Raw genomic sequence first — 18239 nt, 5'->3', positions numbered from 1 at the left:
ACGGCATGTGCTCTAGTGGAAGTAACTTAAGAATTTATTGCGAAGGGCTTGAGACTTACCTCGCCCTTCCCACCGGAGACATCGCTATGACACTGCACATCAAAAACAACATTCACTGGGTTGGCCAACGTGACTGGGAAATCCGTGACTTCCACGGTACCGAGTACAAAACCACCAAAGGCACCAGCTACAACAGCTACCTGATCCGTGAAGAGAAGACTGTGCTGATTGACACCGTCGACAGCAAGTTCAGCCGTGAATTTATCCTGAACCTGGAACAGGAAATTGATCTGAACGAGATCGACTACATCGTTATCAACCACGCTGAAGAAGATCACTCCGGTGCTTTGTCCGAGCTGATGTCCCGGATTCCTAACACGCCAATCTATTGCACTGAAAATGCGATCGACTCCATTGTAGGTCACCACCATCATCCTGAGTGGAACTTCAACACAGTTAAGACTGGCGACAGTCTGGATCTGGGTAACGGCAAGCAGCTGGTATTTGTTGAAGCGCCTATGCTGCACTGGCCAGACAGCATGATGACTTACATGACTGGCGACGCCGTACTGTTCAGTAATGATGCTTTTGGTCAGCACTACTGTGATGAACGTCTGTTCAACGACGAGATTGATCAGGGCGAACTGATGGAGCAGTGCCTGCGTTATTACTCCAACATCCTGACGCCATTCAGTTCTCTGGTGGTTGCCAAAATCAAAGAAGTTCTGAGCTTTAACCTGCCTGTGGATATGGTTGCCACTTCCCACGGCTGTGTATGGCGTGAGAACCCAACCCAGATCATCGAAAAGTACATGGAGTGGGCACAGGATTACCAGGAAGATCGCATCACTATCTTCTACGACTCCATGTCCAACAACACCCGCATGATGGCAGATGCCATTGCCCAGGGCATCCACGAAGTGGATTCTCAGGTGGCCGTGAAAGTGTTCAATGTGTCCCGTCACGATAAGAACGAAATTCTGGCTAACGTGTTCCGTTCCAAGGCTGTGCTGGTGGGTTCTTCCACCATGAACAATGTAATGATGCCAAAGGTTGCCGGCATGCTGGAAGAAATTACTGGCCTGCGCTTCAAGAACAAGTGGGCTGGCGCTTTCGGTAGCTATGGTTGGAATGGTGGTGCTGTAGACCGCATTCACGCCCGCCTGACTGATGCCGGTTTTGAAACTGCGGAAGGTTTGAAGTCCAAGTGGAAGCCAGACGGTAAAGCGATTGCTGAGTGTCGTGCACATGGTCGTAAGCTGGCTCGCCTATGGGCACAGCGTGACCTCTCAGAAGAAGTTATACGCCCCGTTCTTGATCGCAAAGAACCAGTTGCTGACGTGGAAGCTGCAAAGCAGTCTTGCTGCTCCGGCTCTGCACCTGTTGAAGCGAAAGAAGAAAGCAAAGCTGCTAGCTGTGATTGTATGATCTGTACAGTTTGCCAGTGGGTTTACGATCCTGAGCTGGGTGAGCCAAACCAGGGTGTTGCTCCCGGTACGCCTTGGAGCGAAGTACCAGATTACTTCCTCTGCCCAGAATGCAGCCTTGGTAAGGATGTGTTTGCAGTGATCGCTGAGGAGAATGTGGCATGACCCAGCAGGAACATGGAATTGTTATCGTAGGCAGCGGCTTTGCTGCCTACCACCTGGTAAGAATGCTGCGTAAGCAATCTGCCGAGTTGCCCATTACAGTTGTGACTGCGTCCAATGGTGATGATTACACCAAGCCTGAGCTGAGCCATGTGTTTACCCGCAAAATGACTGCGGACGATATGGTGAAGATGAAAGGCGCTGAGTTTGCCGAACAGCAGAACATTAAGCTGCTGAGCCAGACCCGGGTAGAAGCCATCTATCCGGCGGCCAAGAGCATTGTTGCCAATGGTCAGACTCTGGCTTACGACAAGCTGGTTCTGGCAACAGGTGCAAAGCCTTTTATTCCAACCGTCGAAGGTGATGCGGTTGATGAGATCATTACCCTGAACAGCCTTGATGAATACCGTGTCGGGCAGGAGCGGCTCAGCAACGCCAAGCGAGTTATGGTAATCGGTGGCGGCCTGGTGGGTACCGAGATCGCTATGGATCTGGCCAGCTCTGGTCGGGACGTGATCATGACTGACCGTGCGCCACGACTGATGCCTCGTATGCTGCCCAGCTTCCTTTCATCCCGCCTGTTGCAGGTATTGATTGGTCAGCGCTGTCAGATGGAGCTGGAGACCGTGATTTCCAGCATCAACCACAAAGGTGATGCGCTGGAAGTCACTTTTGAGAATAGTCGTAGCTATGAAGTGGATGCTGTTATCTCCGCAGCAGGCCTGAAACCTGAAGTTCGGCTGGCAAAGCAGGCCGGTATTAAAACTGAACGTGGCATCTGTGTAGACCGACAGTTGCAGACTTCCCGCACTGATATTTATGCACTGGGTGACTGCGCAGAGATTGAAGGCAAGGTTCTGCCATTCCTGCAGCCTATTATGCTGAGCGCAGGTCTGCTGGCTAAAACTCTTCTGGGTGATGAGGCCACTCTGAGCCTGCCAGCCATGATGGTGAACATTAAAACACCACTGTTGCCAATGCAGTTCAGTGGTAATACATCCGGAGACGATCTGGTTTGGCAGGTGGAAAGCAATGATATGGGTATGGTTGCCCGTGCTTACACCCCTGATGAACAGTTTGCAGGTTTTGTGACTACAGAGTCGCGCATGTCCGAGTCGTTTCCGCTGCTGCGTCAGCTGCCGCTGATGCTTGGTTAAGCGTTCAGATAACAAGAAGTAAGAGCTTTTAAAGCAAGAGAGCAAATATGGTACAGCCTAAGCCAATCAGTTTTACCGAAGCGGAACGCCTGAGCGAAATTTTTGATTCAGCCAACCGTGAAGAGTGGCAACGCACCTCACATATTTTGAACACGCTGGATCTGAAACCTCACATGGTAATCGCGGATGTGGGCGCCGGAACCGGCTACTTTTCCAGTCAGTTCGCAGATCTTCTGCCAGAAGGAAAGATCTATGCACTGGATGCCGAGCCCAATATGGTTGGCTACATGGACAACCGTTTTGCCGAAGAGCAGCGCAACAATGTGGAAACCGGCCTGAGTCAGCTTGCTGACCCATGTTTGCCCGGTGGTCTGGATGTGGTGTTCCTGGCCAACGTATACAGATTTATAAAAGAGCGAGATGTATTTCTCGCCAATATGTTCCAACAAATCGATCACAATACTCAGGTGATGTTTGTTGATTTTCGTGGAAACCATGCCCGGGTAACGCCCCAGCAGGCTGTGAATGAGGTAACAGCTGCTGGATTTGAAGTTGAAGACATGGATATGACCGGTTGCCCGGATCATTACATCCTTCGCTTTCGTAAGCCCCAATAAATATTGGCTTAGTCAGCCTGATTTACTGTTTTCTAAGAGGTATTCACCATGAGCCATCACAGAATCCCAGCCGATTGGACTATTCAGCGTTCCACTCCATTCTTCACTAAAGATAATGTACCAGCGGCCCTGCTGTCCCATCACAACACGGCTGAAGGCGTATTCGGCCAGCTGTGCGTAATGGAAGGCACAGTTACTTACTTTGGCTTCCCAGATGCTGAAACAGAAACTCCGGAAGTGAAAGTTGTAATCAATGCAGGCCAGTTCGCAACCAGCCCTCCACAGTACTGGCACCGCATCGAGATCAGCGATGATGCACAGTTCAACATTAACTTCTGGTCTGCGACTGATAAAAAGGATCAGCCACTGTATGCATCCCGCTGATTAGAGTGGGGCAGTAATAGAGCGGTGCCTGTTGTGTGTGGCGGGCACCGTCTAAGCTTTTGAAGTCATACCCAAAAATTTCAAAAGATTCAGGGGAAAGGATTCCCGATGAAATGTGTTTATCTCCCCGTGTTGTTGCTCGTTCTGGGTAGCACTTTTTCTTTTGCAAGCAGTGAAAAGCTGGAATTGTCAGGGCTTAATCTTCTTTACGCCAAACCAGGCGGTGTGGGCACTGTTTCTTCTGTTACTTATCAGGGGCAATCGAAAGGCAACAACCGTAAGTTCGAGTTATTGCATGATGCCAGCAAACATCAATACCAGCTGGTGTTTACCGACTTCTCTATCCCCTATACCGATGCCATCGGCACCTTCAGTGATCAGGCAACCGGTGAGATGAAAAACTTCAACCTGCTTAGTGATACCGGAATATTGGAAATTGACTTTACCCGTTTTCATGGAGTAGAACCCCGCGGTTATCTGACAATGGAAGGGTTTCGTCTGAACTGCCGTTCTGATGCTGATCTGCCAGGCAGTTTTCTAGCACTCAAACTTTGCCTGCAAAGTGGGCGTATGAACCTGAAACGATTGAATTCGGTTGAGCGTGGTGAGCGAACACTGAGTAACTTTGCCAATGACCTGTCTGCCAATGTTGCTACTCCGAGTCAGGGAAAGAAAAAAGACAGCAGTATTCATAATCTGGACATTCGGGTAGACCGGAATCGATTGCACTTTAATTTGCGAGTTGCAGTAACAATTAACGGTTCGCCACTAAAAGGTCTGATATCTGGCAGTGGTTATGTCTGGTTGGACGAGGCAAGCAGCCAATTAGCCGTACGTATTAAGTCAGTAAAACTGGAACGTTTTCTGGATATCACATCTTTGTTTTTCCAGAAGCTTAAAGGCGTTGCTTCAGACCATATGCAGGTGCATGGTCGGGTTATCTACTTATCCGTTAACCCTGTAATGTAGCTGTCTTGCTATAGACATGGGAGAAGCCAATCAATAACCTACCCGCTCCATTCACCAGTTAACTTAAAAAGGAGGCCCCGATTACTATGTGTGAATTCTATTTCTCACACGTTATGTGTAATCAGCCCTGCTCAAGCTTTACCGGTATCGTGCTGCGATAACCTCTGCTTGAGCGAAGTTTTTTCAAAAAATAGGCAAGAGTCTCATCTTCTCTCTGGCTTACCGGGTTGTCGTCAGCGGTGTTTGACGCCAGGCATTTTCTGCTGAACATCAGCAGTGCCTGTAAATCTTGAGTAAGTAATGAGCACTTTACTATCTGCACAATCTGTATCTTACGACGTAGCTTCAGGCTCTCTCCTCGAAGAGATTAACTTCACCCTGAGAAAAGCTGACCGCATTGGTTTGGTCGGTCATAACGGCTGCGGCAAAAGTACACTTCTAAAACTGTTAAGTGGGTTGATTCAACCTGCATCCGGCGCGGTAACCTGAGCATCACACTGTCTGATTGAACGGGTTGAACAGCATCTGCCGGAACAACTGCATAACGTTTCCATGCTGGATGCCGTTACTGCACAGCTCTCTAAAAATATTCGTGATGCCGAGCAATGGCGGGCGGAACTGCTGCTGGTGGAAATGGGTTTTGAAAATCAGCATTGGGGCTTAACTGCCGGAACACTGAGTGGTGGTCAGCACACTCGTTTACTGTTGGCCCGTGCATTGATCAAACAGCCTGATCTGTTGCTGTTGGATGAACCCAGTAACCACTTGGATTTGCCAACACTGATGTGGTTGGAAGGTTTTCTGAAAAACTGGAAGGGCAGCTTTGTTCTGGTATCTCACGACCAGCGTCTTCTGGATAACGTCACCAACTGCACCTGGATTCTCCGGGATAAAACCCTGCAGTTTTTCCGCTTACCTTGTTCTGCAGCCAGAAAGGCTTTGGCTGAACAGGATGAAGCGGATAAACAGCGCTTTCAGTCTGAACAAAAGGAAATTGATCGGATTGAAAAGAGCGCAAAGCGTTTAGCGATCTGGGGCAAGGTGTACGACAACGAAGACCTTTCCCGAAAAGCCAAGAATATGGAAAAGCGCGTTGACCGTTTGAAAGAGGAACAAACCGAACTCTCAGCGGGTACGCCGTGGAAACTGGAGCTGAAAGGCGAAGCTTTGAAAGCCAACAGGTTGTTGAGTCTTTCCGGGCTGGATGTGACCCCGGCACCAGATGCTCCAAAGCTATTCCACACTCTCGACCAACAGATAAAGAGCGGTGACCGGGTAGCCATTGTTGGCAAGAATGGCTGTGGTAAATCTTCCCTGTTGCGCATGCTGTGGGCGGAGTTTCACCGGCTTAGCGAAGGGTCTGTCAGTGGATCAGGTATGGTTTTTCATCCACGGTGTGAGCTTGGTTACTACGATCAGAGTCTTCAGCAGCTAAATGATGAAGATACTCTGCTGGAAGCGTTAAGGCATTTCGCGCCTCTGCCAGATGAACGACGTAAAATGTCTTTGATCAGCGCTGGTTTCCCTTATCTGCGCCATAACCAGAAGGTGAAAGAGTTAAGCGGCGGTGAACGCTCCCGCATACTGTTTATTGGCCTGACTCTGGCTAACTATCATCTGTTGTTCCTGGACGAGCCAACCAACCATCTGGACTTGGAAGGAAAGGAAGAGCTGGCTGAAACTTTACAGCAGTTTAAAGGTGGGTTTGTGCTGGTCAGCCATGACCGTGATCTTATCGAAAACAGCTGTAATCGTTTTTGGCTGGTGGATAACGGGCACCTTGAAGAATGGCTTGATATCGAAAAGTTGTACGAAGCTTTGGGAGTGGATCAGAACGCAGAAGAGCATGTTTTTAAGGAAGGATTACATCAACTTGAAGAAAGCTCTTTGCCAACCGATGAGGATGTTCTGCTCTCCAAACTTATAGAGTTGGAAGCAAGGCTGGAAGCTGATCTAAGGCAAAAGGAAAAGCGTCAGAAACCTAAGCTGCAACAGCTATGGCGAGAAGGGATCGCTCAGATCAATACTCAGCTGGGTATGTAGAAAAAGTGATGATGCAGCACTTGTTGCTGCATCATCGCAACCCATCAGAAATGGGCAGGGTTTCACTTAAGCAAGCCATTAATTCTATTGGTCAACCAGCTGAACGCTGGGCCTGAAGTGTCCCGTCTGAAATTCACTCGCAGGACAGGAGCTGTCCAGGGAGTATGTTCGATGCGTATCGGCAGTTCATGTAACAGCCCTTGGTTGATAGCCCCTCGAACCAGAGAGGTAGGCAGGTAAGCCCAGCCAAGCCCTTGCTGAACCATTAACGCGAGCGCCTGCATATCGTTGGATTGCCAGATAGCTTTTGCTATTGCAGGGCAGTGAATTATCTCTTGTTCATTTACACCGATAAGACTGAGTTGGCGGTGGTCAATGAGCTGTGTCTGCTCAAGGGACGAATAGCTGGCCAGTTCATGCCCGGGGCTGCAGATAGGAGTGAAGGGTAAATTCCCTAGAAAGCAGTATTCAATATCATGCTGAACCTCCATCTCAGCAAACATAATCCCGATATCCGCACGTTTATTCCTCAAAATAGGAATGATGTCAGGGGTTCCCTGAACAATAACTTCCAGAGACGTAGTTGGAAATTCCTTGCTGAACTCCTCAAAAGCAGTGAGTAATTCCGGAAGTAGAAGTCCACGGTCAACCACAATCGAGATTGTTGTTTCAATATCAGCCTCTACAGCCTGTGCAGTTGCATTGAATTCATCTACCTGATTGAGAATGGCTTTTGCGTGGATGAGTAGCTTTTCCCCTTTTGGCGTTAATGTTGGCTTACGGGTAGAGCGATCAAATAACTCAACACCAACATCAATTTCCAGGTTTGAAATGCCCTGACTGATAGCTGATTGTACTTTTTGCAGCTTTCTCGCAGCAGCCGAGAAAGAACCGGATTCGGCTGCTGCGACAAACATTGTTATTTGCTCAAGGTTGTACATATCGTTAAGACAAGCAGGTTTAAATAGTGGAAACGATAGTTATGAAAGCCAGATCAATGGCTTGGCTGCAGCTTATCTTGTTCACGGTCTAACGCCTGTCTCCAGCCTTCAGGCGTAACTTCCATTAAACTGGGAGCATTCACACAGCCACTGCTCATAACAATATCAGGCGCTAAACCTTTTAGCTTGTTCAAGCTTTGAATCATACTCTCTTTACTGCCGCCAAACTGCCCCAGAATAAACGTCGTCCAGCGGTCTTCCCAGCGAAAGAAAGTATCGCCTGTGAACAGGTAGCTTTTGCCATGAGGTGACCGATAGAAAAAGCAGATACTTCCATTGGTATGGCCAGGAGTAAACAACACCTGAATATCTTCCAACTCCTGATCAACGGGTTCAAAAGTTATATCAGGCAGGCAGTACTTCTCTATCGCTGGAATTTCTAAAGCACAATACCCCAGTTGAGAGTTGAACCGCTCCCTGACCCTTTTAAGAGAAGGTGTGGCCTCATCCCGATGAGTGATCAGTTGATAACGAATGCCTCCCAACTCTTCGATGTGATCCAGCTCTGCTTTATCTGCTGTGTTGTAGAACAGTACATTGCCCTCCGGTCGGGTAAGCAGGTAGGCATAGGAACTTAGCGTCCCGGATTGATAAATCGCGGTTTGCCATAGATCAGGCTGGAGCTGCTTCATGATTGTCTCCTTCAGGAACTTCATCTGAGACAGAAGAACGTTTTTCGGCCAGCAGGGTGTAGAACATTGGCAACACAAACAGTGTGAACACTGTGCCAATCATCATACCTGCCACCAGAATAATGCCGATGCTATTGCGGGCTTCGGCGCCGGCACCAGTTACAAGAACGAGAGGAAAGTGGCCAAGAACAGTGGCTGCTGTGGTCATCAGGATAGGACGAAGCCGAGTGCTTGCCGCTTCAATCACAGCTTCCAGCCTGTTCATACCCTGTTCCTGCATGTGGTTGGCAAACTCAACAATCAAAATACCGTTTTTGGCAATCAGGCCAACCAATGTTATCAAGCCAATCTGTGAATATATGTTGATGGTTGTCAGTTCCAGCCAGGACAACAACAAAGCACCACTCAGTGCCAGAGGTACACAGCCCAGAAGTATGACAAGAGGATCACGGAAGCTGTTGAACTGTACGACCAGAACCAGATAAACCATCAATAATGAAACAGCCAGAACCGTGAGCAGAGTATTGCCATCACGGCGTAGTTCCCGAGATTCACCGGCGTAATCCACAGTATAAGACGCTGGAAGTATACCTTTGACCAACAGCTCAAGTGTGGCCAGAGCCTGCTCTTTGGTGACACCTTCCGCGGTTGCTCCATAAATGCGAAAAGCATTCTGCTGACCAAAGGTTCCCAGGCTGCGTGGAGCGGTTTGCCAATTCAAAGTGGCAAGGGAACGCACTTGCACATAAACGCCGTCGGGAGATTTGATATAAAGATCCAGCAACTTTTCTGGATTGCTACGGTAGTCGTCGTTGACGACTGGAATAACCCGATAGGCTTTGCCTCGGTCGTCATAATGGTTAACAAAGTTGGTGGACATATACACCGAGAGTTGATCGCTGACATCCGCCACAGTCATGCCCAGATCGGCAATGCTATCCCGGTCTAACTTGAGTTCTGCCCGGGGAACATCGATCTTCAGATCAGTGTCGGCATAAAGGAACTGACCGCTCTCGTAGGATTTCCAGATCAGCATATCCGCATAACCTTTCATCTCTTCGAAAGGTGCTGTTGAGCGAACCACCAGTTCCACATCGTACTGCCCTGCTGTTGGCAAAGGCGGCATAAGAATAGGCAGAACCCCAAGACCGCTTATTCCGGAAACACGGCCAAATACTTCTCCCATCGCTTCACGGGTGGAGAAATCTCTTTCATTCGTAGGAAGAAACTCCAGCCCGCTAAACCCGCCGCCAGCTTCAAGGGATTGCCACATGAGTTCGGTTTTATCCATCGAGAGCAGGGTATCGACAACAGGCTTCACGCTGTCGACGTTATATTGCAGCGATGCATCGGGTGGCGCCTGCATGATCAACAAAATATGGCTTTGATCTTCAACCGGAGCCAGTTCGCTGGCTGATTGTTGATAGAAGGGCATAGCAAGTCCGGTAATAACCAGAGAGCCAGCGAGTATTTGCCACTTCCAGCCAAACAAGCGCAGAAGAAGGGTGCGATACCCTTGCTGTAAACGGGCGAAACCATTATTAATTTTTACGGTAAACCAACCTTCGCGGCCGCCCTCAGGGGAAACTCTGGCACTCATAATAGGAGAAAGAGTGACAGCCACCAGACCGGAGATCATTACTGCCGTTGCCAGAGTGAAGGCGAATTCCCGGAACAGGGCACCGGTAAGGCCAGAGAGGAAACCAATCGGGGCATAAACGGCTGCCAGAGTCAGGGTCATGGCAGTGATCGGCACCAACAGTTGTTTAGAGCTGACCAATGCCGCCCGTGTACGGGACATACCTTCGCGCATTAATCGGGCAACGTTTTCAACAACCACAATAGCGTCGTCAACAACCAGGCCAACTGACAATACAATTGCCAGCACAGTGAGCAGATTCAAAGAAAAGCCTAAGGCAACCATTGCACCCACAGCGCCCAGTATTGAAATGGGAATGGTGATCAGTGGAACCAGGGCTGTTCGGAAAGAACCCATCAAGGCAATAATTACAATGCCCACCAGAATTACGGTTTCAACCAAAGTGGTGAAAATCTCTTTCAGCGCGTCACGCATGTAGTTGGTGGCATCATAAGCCACCTTTATTTTCATGCCGCCGGGAAGAGTTGGGTTGATTCTATCCAGTAGATCAAAAAGACGGTTAGCAATTTGTATTTCGTTGGAACCAGGCTGCGACCAAACGGAAAGGTACAAGGTGTCCTGCTGATTGAGTCGTGCCGCAGAGGTAGGCTCTTCAGAACCAGCTTCCACTCTGGCAACGTCTTTCAGGTAAACAACATCCCGGCCTTTTTGTTGAACGATCAGGTTAGAAAATTCATAGGCCGTTGTCAGAAGAGAGTCGGCCACCAAATCTATCTTCTGTCGACTGTTCTCCGCATAACCCAGTGTGGAAATGGCATTGTTGGCTTTCAGAGCATCAAAGACTTCCTGAGCGCTGAGGTTATAGAGCGCCAGCTTGTCCAGATCCAGCCATATTCTCATGCTTGGCTTGTGAGCACCGAGAATCTCAGTTTTAAGAACCCCTTCGATATTGCTGATAACCGGTGTGACCTGACGACTGAGAAAATCTGTCATCGTCGTCAGATCCATATCGGGTGCATGAACATCCAGCACAAAGATAGAGAACGGGCGATCTGCGCGGGTAATGGCGATGGCAGGGTCTTCGGCACCCTCAGGCAGTTCAAAACTGATCTGGCTTAAACGGGTAGACAATTCAGTCATAGCTCTGTTGCTGTCTTCATTCAGCTTGAGCCAGACAGTAACAACACTGGTGCCAGCGGTACTTTTGGATTCAACATAATCAACACCAGGAATAGTGTTGGCTATGCGCTCGATTGGTTCACTGATAAAACCTTTCACTACGCTGGCGGAGGCGCCGGTGTAGTTGGTGGTGATCTGCAGGTTGGAACTTTCAATTTCCGGAAACTGCAGAACAGGAATATTACGAACACCCCACAGGCCTGCAAGGCAGATCAATACAGAGAGAACAACAGCCAGAATCGGGCGACGAACAAAAAGCTCCATAGTCACCACCCCTGCTGCTGGTCAGCGGCAGATGTAACCAGTGCGCCTTCGTAAAGTTTGAACGCACCACGGCCAGCAATTGTTTGTCCAGGCTCTAGCCCGTCAGTGATAACAGCGGTTTCACCGTGCCTATCTTCCAGAACAACAGGTTGTTTCACTGCCCGAAAGGTGCCTTCTCCTTCAGGTGCCAGAAGATACACATAGCTGGTTGTTTGATCCTGAAGAACAGCCAGTTCAGGTACGGTAATCACCTGACGCTCCTGTTCAACAGGAACAGTGACTTTTACCAGAGTGTTTGGTTTCAGCAGAGCTTCACCGTTGTTTTGAGAAACAGTAACTTTGGCGCGGTACTTCAGGGTGCGGGTATTTTCGGCTAACAGGGGATCAATAGAAGCAATGCTACCGCGGTATGACGTTGATTCCTGGCCAACCGGGTATATAGAAACCCGAGTCTCCAAAGCGCGATGGGGGTAGATTTGTGGCAGCTCGAAATCAACCCAGAAACTGTTCTGCACACCGACAAGAGTGACAACGGTTGCACCAGCATTCAGGTATTGACCCTCTTCAAGGTCATGAATAGAGACTCTGGCTTCAAAAGGTGCTTTGAGAATTTTACGGTCGATTGTGTTTTTCAGAACAGCAACATCAGACTGGGCCTGACGCAGATCAGACTCTGCAATATCCACTTGCTCACGGCTGATGCGATTCTGTTTCAGTAAAGCCTGATAACGCGCAAGTGTTTTGGTTGCAATGTGCAGCTTGGCTTCTGCGGCAATCAGTCGAGCCTGCTCTTCTCTGTGATCAATCTCCAGCAATATCTGGCCTTGCTCAACAATATCGCCAGACGCAAAGTTAACCCGAGAGATTTTTCCGGCAAGCTCGTTAGCAAGAGTAACCTGCTGTATAGGCACAACTTCGCCGGTAACAATGACTTCTTCCTGAAAAGCCTGTTTGGTGGCTGTTACAGGGTGAACGGCTTGTGAAGGTTCATAACCGGCAGCAGCGTATTCAGCGCCAGTGTTATAAAACTTCAGGTAGTAGAGGGCAAAGCCTCCCCCTGCCATGATGATCATAAAGATCATCCAGCGTCGTAAATTTTTCATTAAAACTCTCGAGTTTTATCTATACAGACTGTCGTTATTGTGTGCCCTGCGTTAACCGGAGCTGGCAGGGAGAGAGATAGGGCTTCATAAGTTGCCTCCTGTCGGAGAAGTCAGCGCCCTATACCTTAATGGCATGCCAGAGTAAGAAAAGTTAATTACTATCAAATCTCGTGATAGTTACCTTGTTGTAAGTCTTGAGGCGCCTGAAATGAAAGACTGGTCTGAGTTACTTGATGAAGTACATGCCTGCACACTGTGTGCAGAGCATCTGCCAATGGGGCCCAGACCCGTTCTGCAATTTCACCCTTCAGCGAAGATTTTGATTGCCGGGCAGGCTCCGGGAAGAAAAGTTCACGAAACAGGCCTGCCTTTTAATGATCCAAGTGGAGATCGTTTGCGGGACTGGCTGGGAGTGGCCCGCGAGCAGTTCTATAACCCGGAGCTGTTCGCCATTATTCCCATGGGTTTTTGCTATCCGGGAACGGGAAAATCCGGCGATCTTCCTCCTCGCCCCGAATGTGCAGAATCCTGGCGGACACGTTTGCTTGAACAGTTGCCGAATTTGAAAACAACTCTGGTGCTGGGGCAGTACGCACAGGCTTACCACTTTGGGAAAGGTCATTCGACTGTTACAGAGCTTGTGCAGTCATGGCGCAGTTATTGGCCGGATAAAGTTCCGCTGCCTCATCCAAGCCCTCGTAATAATCTCTGGTTGCGCCGTAATCCTTGGTTTGAAGAGGAGCTTGTTCCAGAACTGGGGAGACATATTAGGGAAATGCTGGGTTAACCGGGAACGTTTCCCGGAATAATGAACTATAACTATTGCTCTGTAACTGGTGACACAATCAGAAGAACGCTTTATGAGCTAACAGATTTTTAATTGCCTTAAAATCAAATAGTTAGTGTGGTTGCATTGTAATTAATAATTAACAAATCGAGGGTGTAAGTAAACTTATGACGATGTTCATAAATCAGCAGCGTTTAAGCTTTGATTACCACGTCAAAAGAACCACACCAAATTAAAAGAAACCTGATAGAATCCCCGACTCGAGATTTTTACCGTTCTCTCTAAGAGCAAAGCAGGACTATTAAATGACAACGGCTTTGGTTCATATTGTAATGGGCTCTCAATCTGACTGGCCCACCATGAAAAAGGCTGCAGAGATACTGGATCAACTGCAGGTTCCTTATGTTGCCAAGGTGGTGTCTGCTCACCGCACTCCTGATCGTCTGGTCGACTTTTCCAAAACTGCTGCTGATAAAGGTTGCAAGGTAATTATTGCCGGTGCCGGTGGTGCTGCGCACTTACCCGGTATGGTCGCTGCTATGACTCACCTGCCAGTGGTTGCCGTGCCTGTTCAGAGCCGGACTCTCAGCGGTGTAGACAGCCTGCTTTCTATTGCGCAAATGCCAAAAGGTGTGGCTGTAGCTACTCAGGCAATTGGCGATGCCGGAGCTGCGAATGCGGGCTTGATGGCCGCACAGATTCTTGCGACTTCCGATGAATATCTCACTAAGAGATTGATTGACTGGCGTGCCCGCCAGACTGAGCAAGTACCTGAAGACGTTGAGTAACAGAATCTTTCTAACAGTTGGGTAGAAGTGACCTCGTCATGCGAATTTCGATTATAGGTTGTGGGCAACTGTCCAGAATGCTGGCTCTGTCCGGCTGGAACATGGGAATTGATTTCAGCTTCCTTGCGGATCAGGGGGAATCAACCGCCTGCATCTCAGGGCTTGGTGATGTAGTAACGATTGTTGATGGTATGTCTGCTCAGGAGATGTATCAAACTCTCGGCCAGCCAGATGCAATCACTATTGAGCGCGAAGCTGTTGATGTGGCTCTGATGAAAGAGCTGAAGAACTTTTGCCCTGTTTACCCTGATCCCGATGTGGTTTGGAAAATCCAGAATCGTCATCGGGAAAAAACTCTGGTTAAAGAATCTGGTCTGGCAACTTCTCCCTGGGCGCGCATTCAGGATGAAGAGTCACTGGCGGATGCTATTGAATCTATTGGCGGTCTGCCCGTTGTGGTGAAATCTACAGAAGATGGTTATGACGGCCATAATCAGTGGGTGATTGATACTGCTGATCAGATTGCCGCTTTTGAAGAAGACCGGAAACTGATCCTCAAAGGTGAAGCCCAGCATAAGCATGGAGTGCTTGAGTGGATTGTTGAAAAGAAAATTCCATTTGAGCGTGAAATTTCTGTGATTGGCGCTCGCAATGTTGATGGTTCCATTGTCTCCTATATTCCCGGAGAGAATGTTCATCAGGGCGGTATTCTTCATTCATCCATAGTTCCTGCTCCAAAGCTTTCTGATGTCATCAAAGCCAAAGCGGAAAGCTATATCGCTACTTTGTTGGAAGAAACCGGTTACGTGGGCGTTTTGACAATAGAGTGCTTTGTACTGGGTGATGATTTGATCGTTAATGAACTGGCTCCACGGGTTCATAACAGTGGCCACTGGACAATGGACGGTGCGGATACCAGCCAGTTTGAAAACCATGTTCGTGCTATCGCCAATTTGCCTTTAGGCAGCACAAAACATTATGGCGTAGCTGGCATGTATAACCTGCTGGGCAAAACTCTTTCAGATGATACAACTCCGCCAACGGAGCTGGTTCAACCTGATCACTTTTTGCACTGGTATGGGAAAACGTCTCGCCCGGGTAGAAAGATCGGCCATGTAAATGTTCTGGCAACTAACCAGGAAGAGCTGGCTGAGCGACTGGAAAGTGTTCGCCAACAGTGGCTAGGGTGAGTATTCAGAGATTTGAAAGGCATTTTCTAAATTTCTGAGTGCTTTACTGAAGACTACCCACGCTGTTCAACTTCAAAGATGATGTTGAAACAGCGTGGGTTTTTGCTTTTTAGGAATTCATTTCAGTAATACTTACTGTGACATAACCCTCGTTGTCGGACAGGCCAGCTCCAAATTGACCTCTTAGATCATCGTTTATACAGAGCTGAAGTTGACCGGTTTGGTTGGCTGGAGTAGTGACTGGGCCATTTCCAACAATGAATGGAGGGTTGCGGCCAATACGGGCAATGAGTGCGCCTTCGTTCTCTTGCGGCATTGGGTAACCATCAGGTGCTGAAATGGCCGTTCCTGCGGCATCGTACAGCAGGCCATCATTGATATTTGGATTCGCCGTCCACTGCCCGCCAACGTAGTGAATGCTGTATTGTTTATCCTCGTTGACATAACCAGCATCCTGCCATGGTTTGTTTGCAAGCACCTGCGTATCAACGTCAACCCATACGCCAATCTGTGCACCAATATTAGTGACATTAGAGCCTGTGCTGGCGCTGCTTTTCGGCAGAACTGGATGTTTCTCATAAACATCACCAGTCCCATTCTGGAACAGCAACTTCTTACCAGGCAGCTTCTGGAAAATCATCACATAGGATGAACCTCCATACCGGAACCACCCCATTTGCTGACCCTTAGTTACAGAAGCTCCTCCTTTCATAGCCTGATCAAAAACGATGGTTGAAACTTCACTCATCCCAAGAGGAATACAGCAAACATAGCCATAGTCTGGAGTCTTGATCACCATCAGACCACGGGCGTTAACCTGAACGAGATAGGGAAGAGAGGCTGTTGTTGCGCCACCCAGGTCAGGAATAACCAGCTTGTTGAAATAACATCCCTCAATATTTATGGGGTCAAAGAGCACAGTGCCATTAACAGGGCACCACCAGCGGTGGAAGTTATAGGGGTTCAGATAAGTCTGAAAAATAGATCCCCCGGTAAACCGCTCGAGCAGATTATGATCTTTGATCGGGTCTGTTTTATCCTGATCGTCTTTATCTGTGGAGGACTGAAGAGCCGGGTAACTGGTAGTAAGGATATCTTCCAGTGAGTACTGCATATCTTTGAACCAGTAGACATCTTTAGGAGCGATGTTGTCATCCCAACGGAAGAGTGAACCATCGTTGGCACTCACAACAACTCGGTTGTTGTCTTTTTCTGCAATAGGTCGGGCTTCTTCAGGGTTTAAAAACTCGCGAGTGAAAAAGCTGTCCCAATTGTTCCAGTAAGGCAGTGTCTGATTGTCTTTCTTCCATATTTCAAACTGATATTGTTTTTTGGCTTCTGGTGATAGCCAATTCTGTCCGTCCACACTGAAAACTGTATTGGACTGGGGAGATGCCAGGAATTGATGCCATTCATCCAGAACGGCTTTCATCTGTTCATTGAATTGAGGCAGACGGAACAGTGTCATACCGCTTTGTGTTGGATCTATTCCAACCACAATAGCAGAAAAAGGCAGGCCCACCAGATCATTGTCGACATACTGTGGTGCCTCAGTCAAAACAGCGTTAAAGGCATTCAATAGATCTGTTTTGCTGGCAATTCTGGGTACCGGTGTGTAGTCCGGATTTTCCCAGGGGCCATCACCTGAAGTGTCACCGGCTTGTTCTTCAAGTTCTGACTCAACCTCCCAGGGAGAGACGAGAATATTCTCATTTTGCTGGCAAGCGTCGTTGACCAGATAGAGAACTATATCGTTATTCGAAATGAAATTATCAAGATCCTGAATGGACTTTGCATAAGGCTTTGGCTCAGCATTCATGATCTTGTGTACAAACTTTTTAAGGCTCGGGCTGTTTGGGTGAGGCATCCACCCACTAAGTACATTAAATGGATAGTGGGGATTGTTATCCATTTGCTCATGGATAACGCTGATAGGAGTCTGAGGTTTTGATTTCTTCATAATCTTATTCTTCTTAAGTTTTATTTAGCCGCCGGGGCGAGGGTGAATGAGATACCTACCGTTGATACCACCAAAAACTAAAAACTGTTGGTAACAGGGAAGAGTTTTTTAATGAGAAAGCTAACTTGTGTTGAAAACTGGTGAGGCGGGACCAGGTATTCATAAACCACATAAAGGCAATTCTTCTGAATACGCGCCGTTCATCAGGGTCCTGGCTATTGCGATAGCGATTAAGTAAACCAGGCTTTTCAACTTCCTTTAAGCTGAGTGGCTTTCTGATAAGACTGTCTGGTAATTGATGCACATTATGAAATGGTCCCTGCAACAAGAAGACCTTTCCATTGGAGCGATCAATTCCTTGAATGACCCGAAACCAGAAGCTGATGCCTTCATACACCTTGGCTGATTCATCATAAGCCAGCCCATCCAGGGCATCTTTTTGCACGGCGACATTACTGCCAGGCCCTACGGGAAAGTGAATGTCCGATACAAACCCCAGTGGTGGGTTAATCTGGTAAATGCCTTCACTCTGTCGTTCAAGCCATTTCGGATATTTCTGGAACTCGGGCTTGATCTGGCTGGATGGCCATGTCGTAAACCCAAAAACTACCAGTCTGGCCATATCTTTGATAGCTAACTCATGAATATGGCTCAGTAGTTCAGGTTCAAACTCATCATCAGCATCCAGAAAAATCAACCAGTCACCGGTGGCTTCTCTCATACCTCTATTCCTGCTGGCACCAGGCCCCAGGTTTTGATTATTTGAAAGTTGCGTGATGGTTATAGGTTGGGGGGCGTGCTGGCTTATATAACGAGAAGCTATGGTTTCACTATTGTCCGTGCTGGCATCGTTCACAATAATGAGCTCTGCAGGCAAGGTTTTCTGTTGGAATACCGAAGCCAGTGCTCGCTCTACATAAGCAGCTTTGTTAAACAATGGAATAATAATTGAAAATCGTAAACTCACAGTAGTATG

The 18239-nt window shown here is 48.2% G+C and carries 16 protein-coding genes and 1 pseudogene; 10 read left to right on the top strand and 7 right to left on the bottom strand.

Annotation, left to right across the window (positions count from 1 at the left end; genetic code table 11):
• Positions 1–86: 86 nt before the first annotated feature.
• From norV to ACY2RR_RS04680, 5 genes are all read left to right on the top strand, one after another.
• Positions 87–1592, top strand: a complete 1506-nt coding sequence (norV, locus tag ACY2RR_RS04700; RefSeq protein ID WP_490106987.1) for an anaerobic nitric oxide reductase flavorubredoxin — start codon at positions 87–89, stop codon at positions 1590–1592.
• Positions 1589–2746, top strand: coding sequence for an NADH:flavorubredoxin reductase NorW (gene norW / locus ACY2RR_RS04695; RefSeq protein WP_490106986.1), 1158 nt, complete (start codon positions 1589–1591; stop codon positions 2744–2746). Before norV ends, norW begins: the two co-directional genes overlap by 4 nt.
• 47 nt (positions 2747–2793) lie before the next feature.
• Positions 2794–3363, top strand: coding sequence for a class I SAM-dependent methyltransferase (locus ACY2RR_RS04690; RefSeq protein WP_490106985.1), 570 nt, complete (start codon positions 2794–2796; stop codon positions 3361–3363).
• A gap of 48 nt (positions 3364–3411) precedes the next feature.
• On the top strand, positions 3412–3747 hold the full coding sequence (locus tag ACY2RR_RS04685) for a TehB family protein (RefSeq protein WP_490106984.1): 336 nt from the start codon (positions 3412–3414) through the stop codon (positions 3745–3747).
• A 108-nt stretch (positions 3748–3855) separates the two neighbouring features.
• Positions 3856–4716: a hypothetical protein gene (locus ACY2RR_RS04680; protein WP_490106983.1), complete on the top strand. Its 861-nt coding sequence runs from the start codon at positions 3856–3858 to the stop codon at positions 4714–4716.
• Positions 4717–4837: 121 nt separating this feature from the next.
• On the opposite strand, the gene ACY2RR_RS04675 is transcribed toward ACY2RR_RS04680, so the two are convergent.
• The gene (locus ACY2RR_RS04675) at positions 4838–4987 is read right to left on the bottom strand and encodes a hypothetical protein (RefSeq protein WP_490106982.1); all 150 of its coding nucleotides are present in this window, start codon (positions 4985–4987) and stop codon (positions 4838–4840) included.
• Between the two features lie 29 nt (positions 4988–5016).
• Here ACY2RR_RS04675 and ACY2RR_RS04670 point away from each other — a divergent pair.
• Both ACY2RR_RS04670 and ACY2RR_RS04665 read left to right on the top strand, forming a co-directional pair.
• Positions 5017–5418: pseudogene (locus ACY2RR_RS04670) on the top strand (ATP-binding cassette domain-containing protein); the annotation flags it as partial.
• An 81-nt stretch (positions 5419–5499) separates the two neighbouring features.
• On the top strand, positions 5500–6759 hold the full coding sequence (locus tag ACY2RR_RS04665; protein WP_490107053.1) for an ATP-binding cassette domain-containing protein: 1260 nt from the start codon (positions 5500–5502) through the stop codon (positions 6757–6759).
• 62 nt (positions 6760–6821) lie between these two features.
• Here the strand turns inward: ACY2RR_RS04665 and ACY2RR_RS04660 are convergent, their stop codons facing one another.
• Genes ACY2RR_RS04660 through ACY2RR_RS04645 form a run of 4 tightly spaced genes read right to left on the bottom strand, consistent with a single transcriptional unit; the run spans position 6822 to position 12538 of the window.
• Positions 6822–7700, bottom strand: a complete 879-nt coding sequence (locus ACY2RR_RS04660) for a LysR family transcriptional regulator (protein ID WP_490106981.1) — start codon at positions 7698–7700, stop codon at positions 6822–6824.
• A gap of 53 nt (positions 7701–7753) precedes the next feature.
• Positions 7754–8392 carry an MBL fold metallo-hydrolase gene (locus ACY2RR_RS04655; protein WP_490106980.1) on the bottom strand — a complete coding sequence of 213 codons (639 nt, stop codon included), beginning with the start codon at positions 8390–8392 and terminating at the stop codon, positions 7754–7756.
• A complete protein-coding gene (locus tag ACY2RR_RS04650; protein ID WP_490106979.1) occupies positions 8373–11435 on the bottom strand; it encodes an efflux RND transporter permease subunit in 3063 nt (1020 codons plus the stop codon). The genes ACY2RR_RS04655 and ACY2RR_RS04650 overlap by 20 nt, the downstream gene beginning before the upstream one ends.
• A 2-nt stretch (positions 11436–11437) precedes the next feature.
• On the bottom strand, positions 11438–12538 hold the full coding sequence (locus ACY2RR_RS04645; protein ID WP_490106978.1) for an efflux RND transporter periplasmic adaptor subunit: 1101 nt from the start codon (positions 12536–12538) through the stop codon (positions 11438–11440).
• Between the two features lie 208 nt (positions 12539–12746).
• Between ACY2RR_RS04645 and ACY2RR_RS04640 the strand changes: the two genes are divergently transcribed.
• The 3 genes from ACY2RR_RS04640 (at position 12747) to ACY2RR_RS04630 (ending at position 15303) form a co-directional block, all read left to right on the top strand.
• Complete coding sequence (locus ACY2RR_RS04640) at positions 12747–13325, top strand: uracil-DNA glycosylase family protein (RefSeq protein WP_490106977.1); 579 nt, start codon at positions 12747–12749, stop codon at positions 13323–13325.
• 305 nt (positions 13326–13630) lie between these two features.
• Positions 13631–14113: a 5-(carboxyamino)imidazole ribonucleotide mutase gene (gene purE, locus ACY2RR_RS04635; RefSeq protein WP_490106976.1), complete on the top strand. Its 483-nt coding sequence runs from the start codon at positions 13631–13633 to the stop codon at positions 14111–14113.
• 38 nt (positions 14114–14151) lie between these two features.
• Positions 14152–15303 (top strand): 5-(carboxyamino)imidazole ribonucleotide synthase, encoded by a 1152-nt coding sequence (locus ACY2RR_RS04630; RefSeq protein ID WP_490106975.1) that lies wholly within the window; start codon positions 14152–14154, stop codon positions 15301–15303.
• A 109-nt stretch (positions 15304–15412) separates the two neighbouring features.
• Here the strand turns inward: ACY2RR_RS04630 and ACY2RR_RS04625 are convergent, their stop codons facing one another.
• Positions 15413–17263: a phophatidylserine decarboxylase associated domain-containing protein gene (locus ACY2RR_RS04625; protein WP_490106974.1), complete on the bottom strand. Its 1851-nt coding sequence runs from the start codon at positions 17261–17263 to the stop codon at positions 15413–15415.
• Between the two features lie 55 nt (positions 17264–17318).
• Positions 17319–18230, bottom strand: coding sequence for a glycosyltransferase family 2 protein (locus tag ACY2RR_RS04620; protein WP_490106973.1), 912 nt, complete (start codon positions 18228–18230; stop codon positions 17319–17321).
• Between the last annotated feature and the right edge of the window lie 9 nt (positions 18231–18239).

The sequence above is a fragment of the Parendozoicomonas sp. 2304DJ65-17 genome (assembly GCF_058148445.1).
The sequence above is the reverse complement of the archived record's forward strand: the minus strand, read 5'-3'. Positions and strand labels throughout refer to the sequence as shown.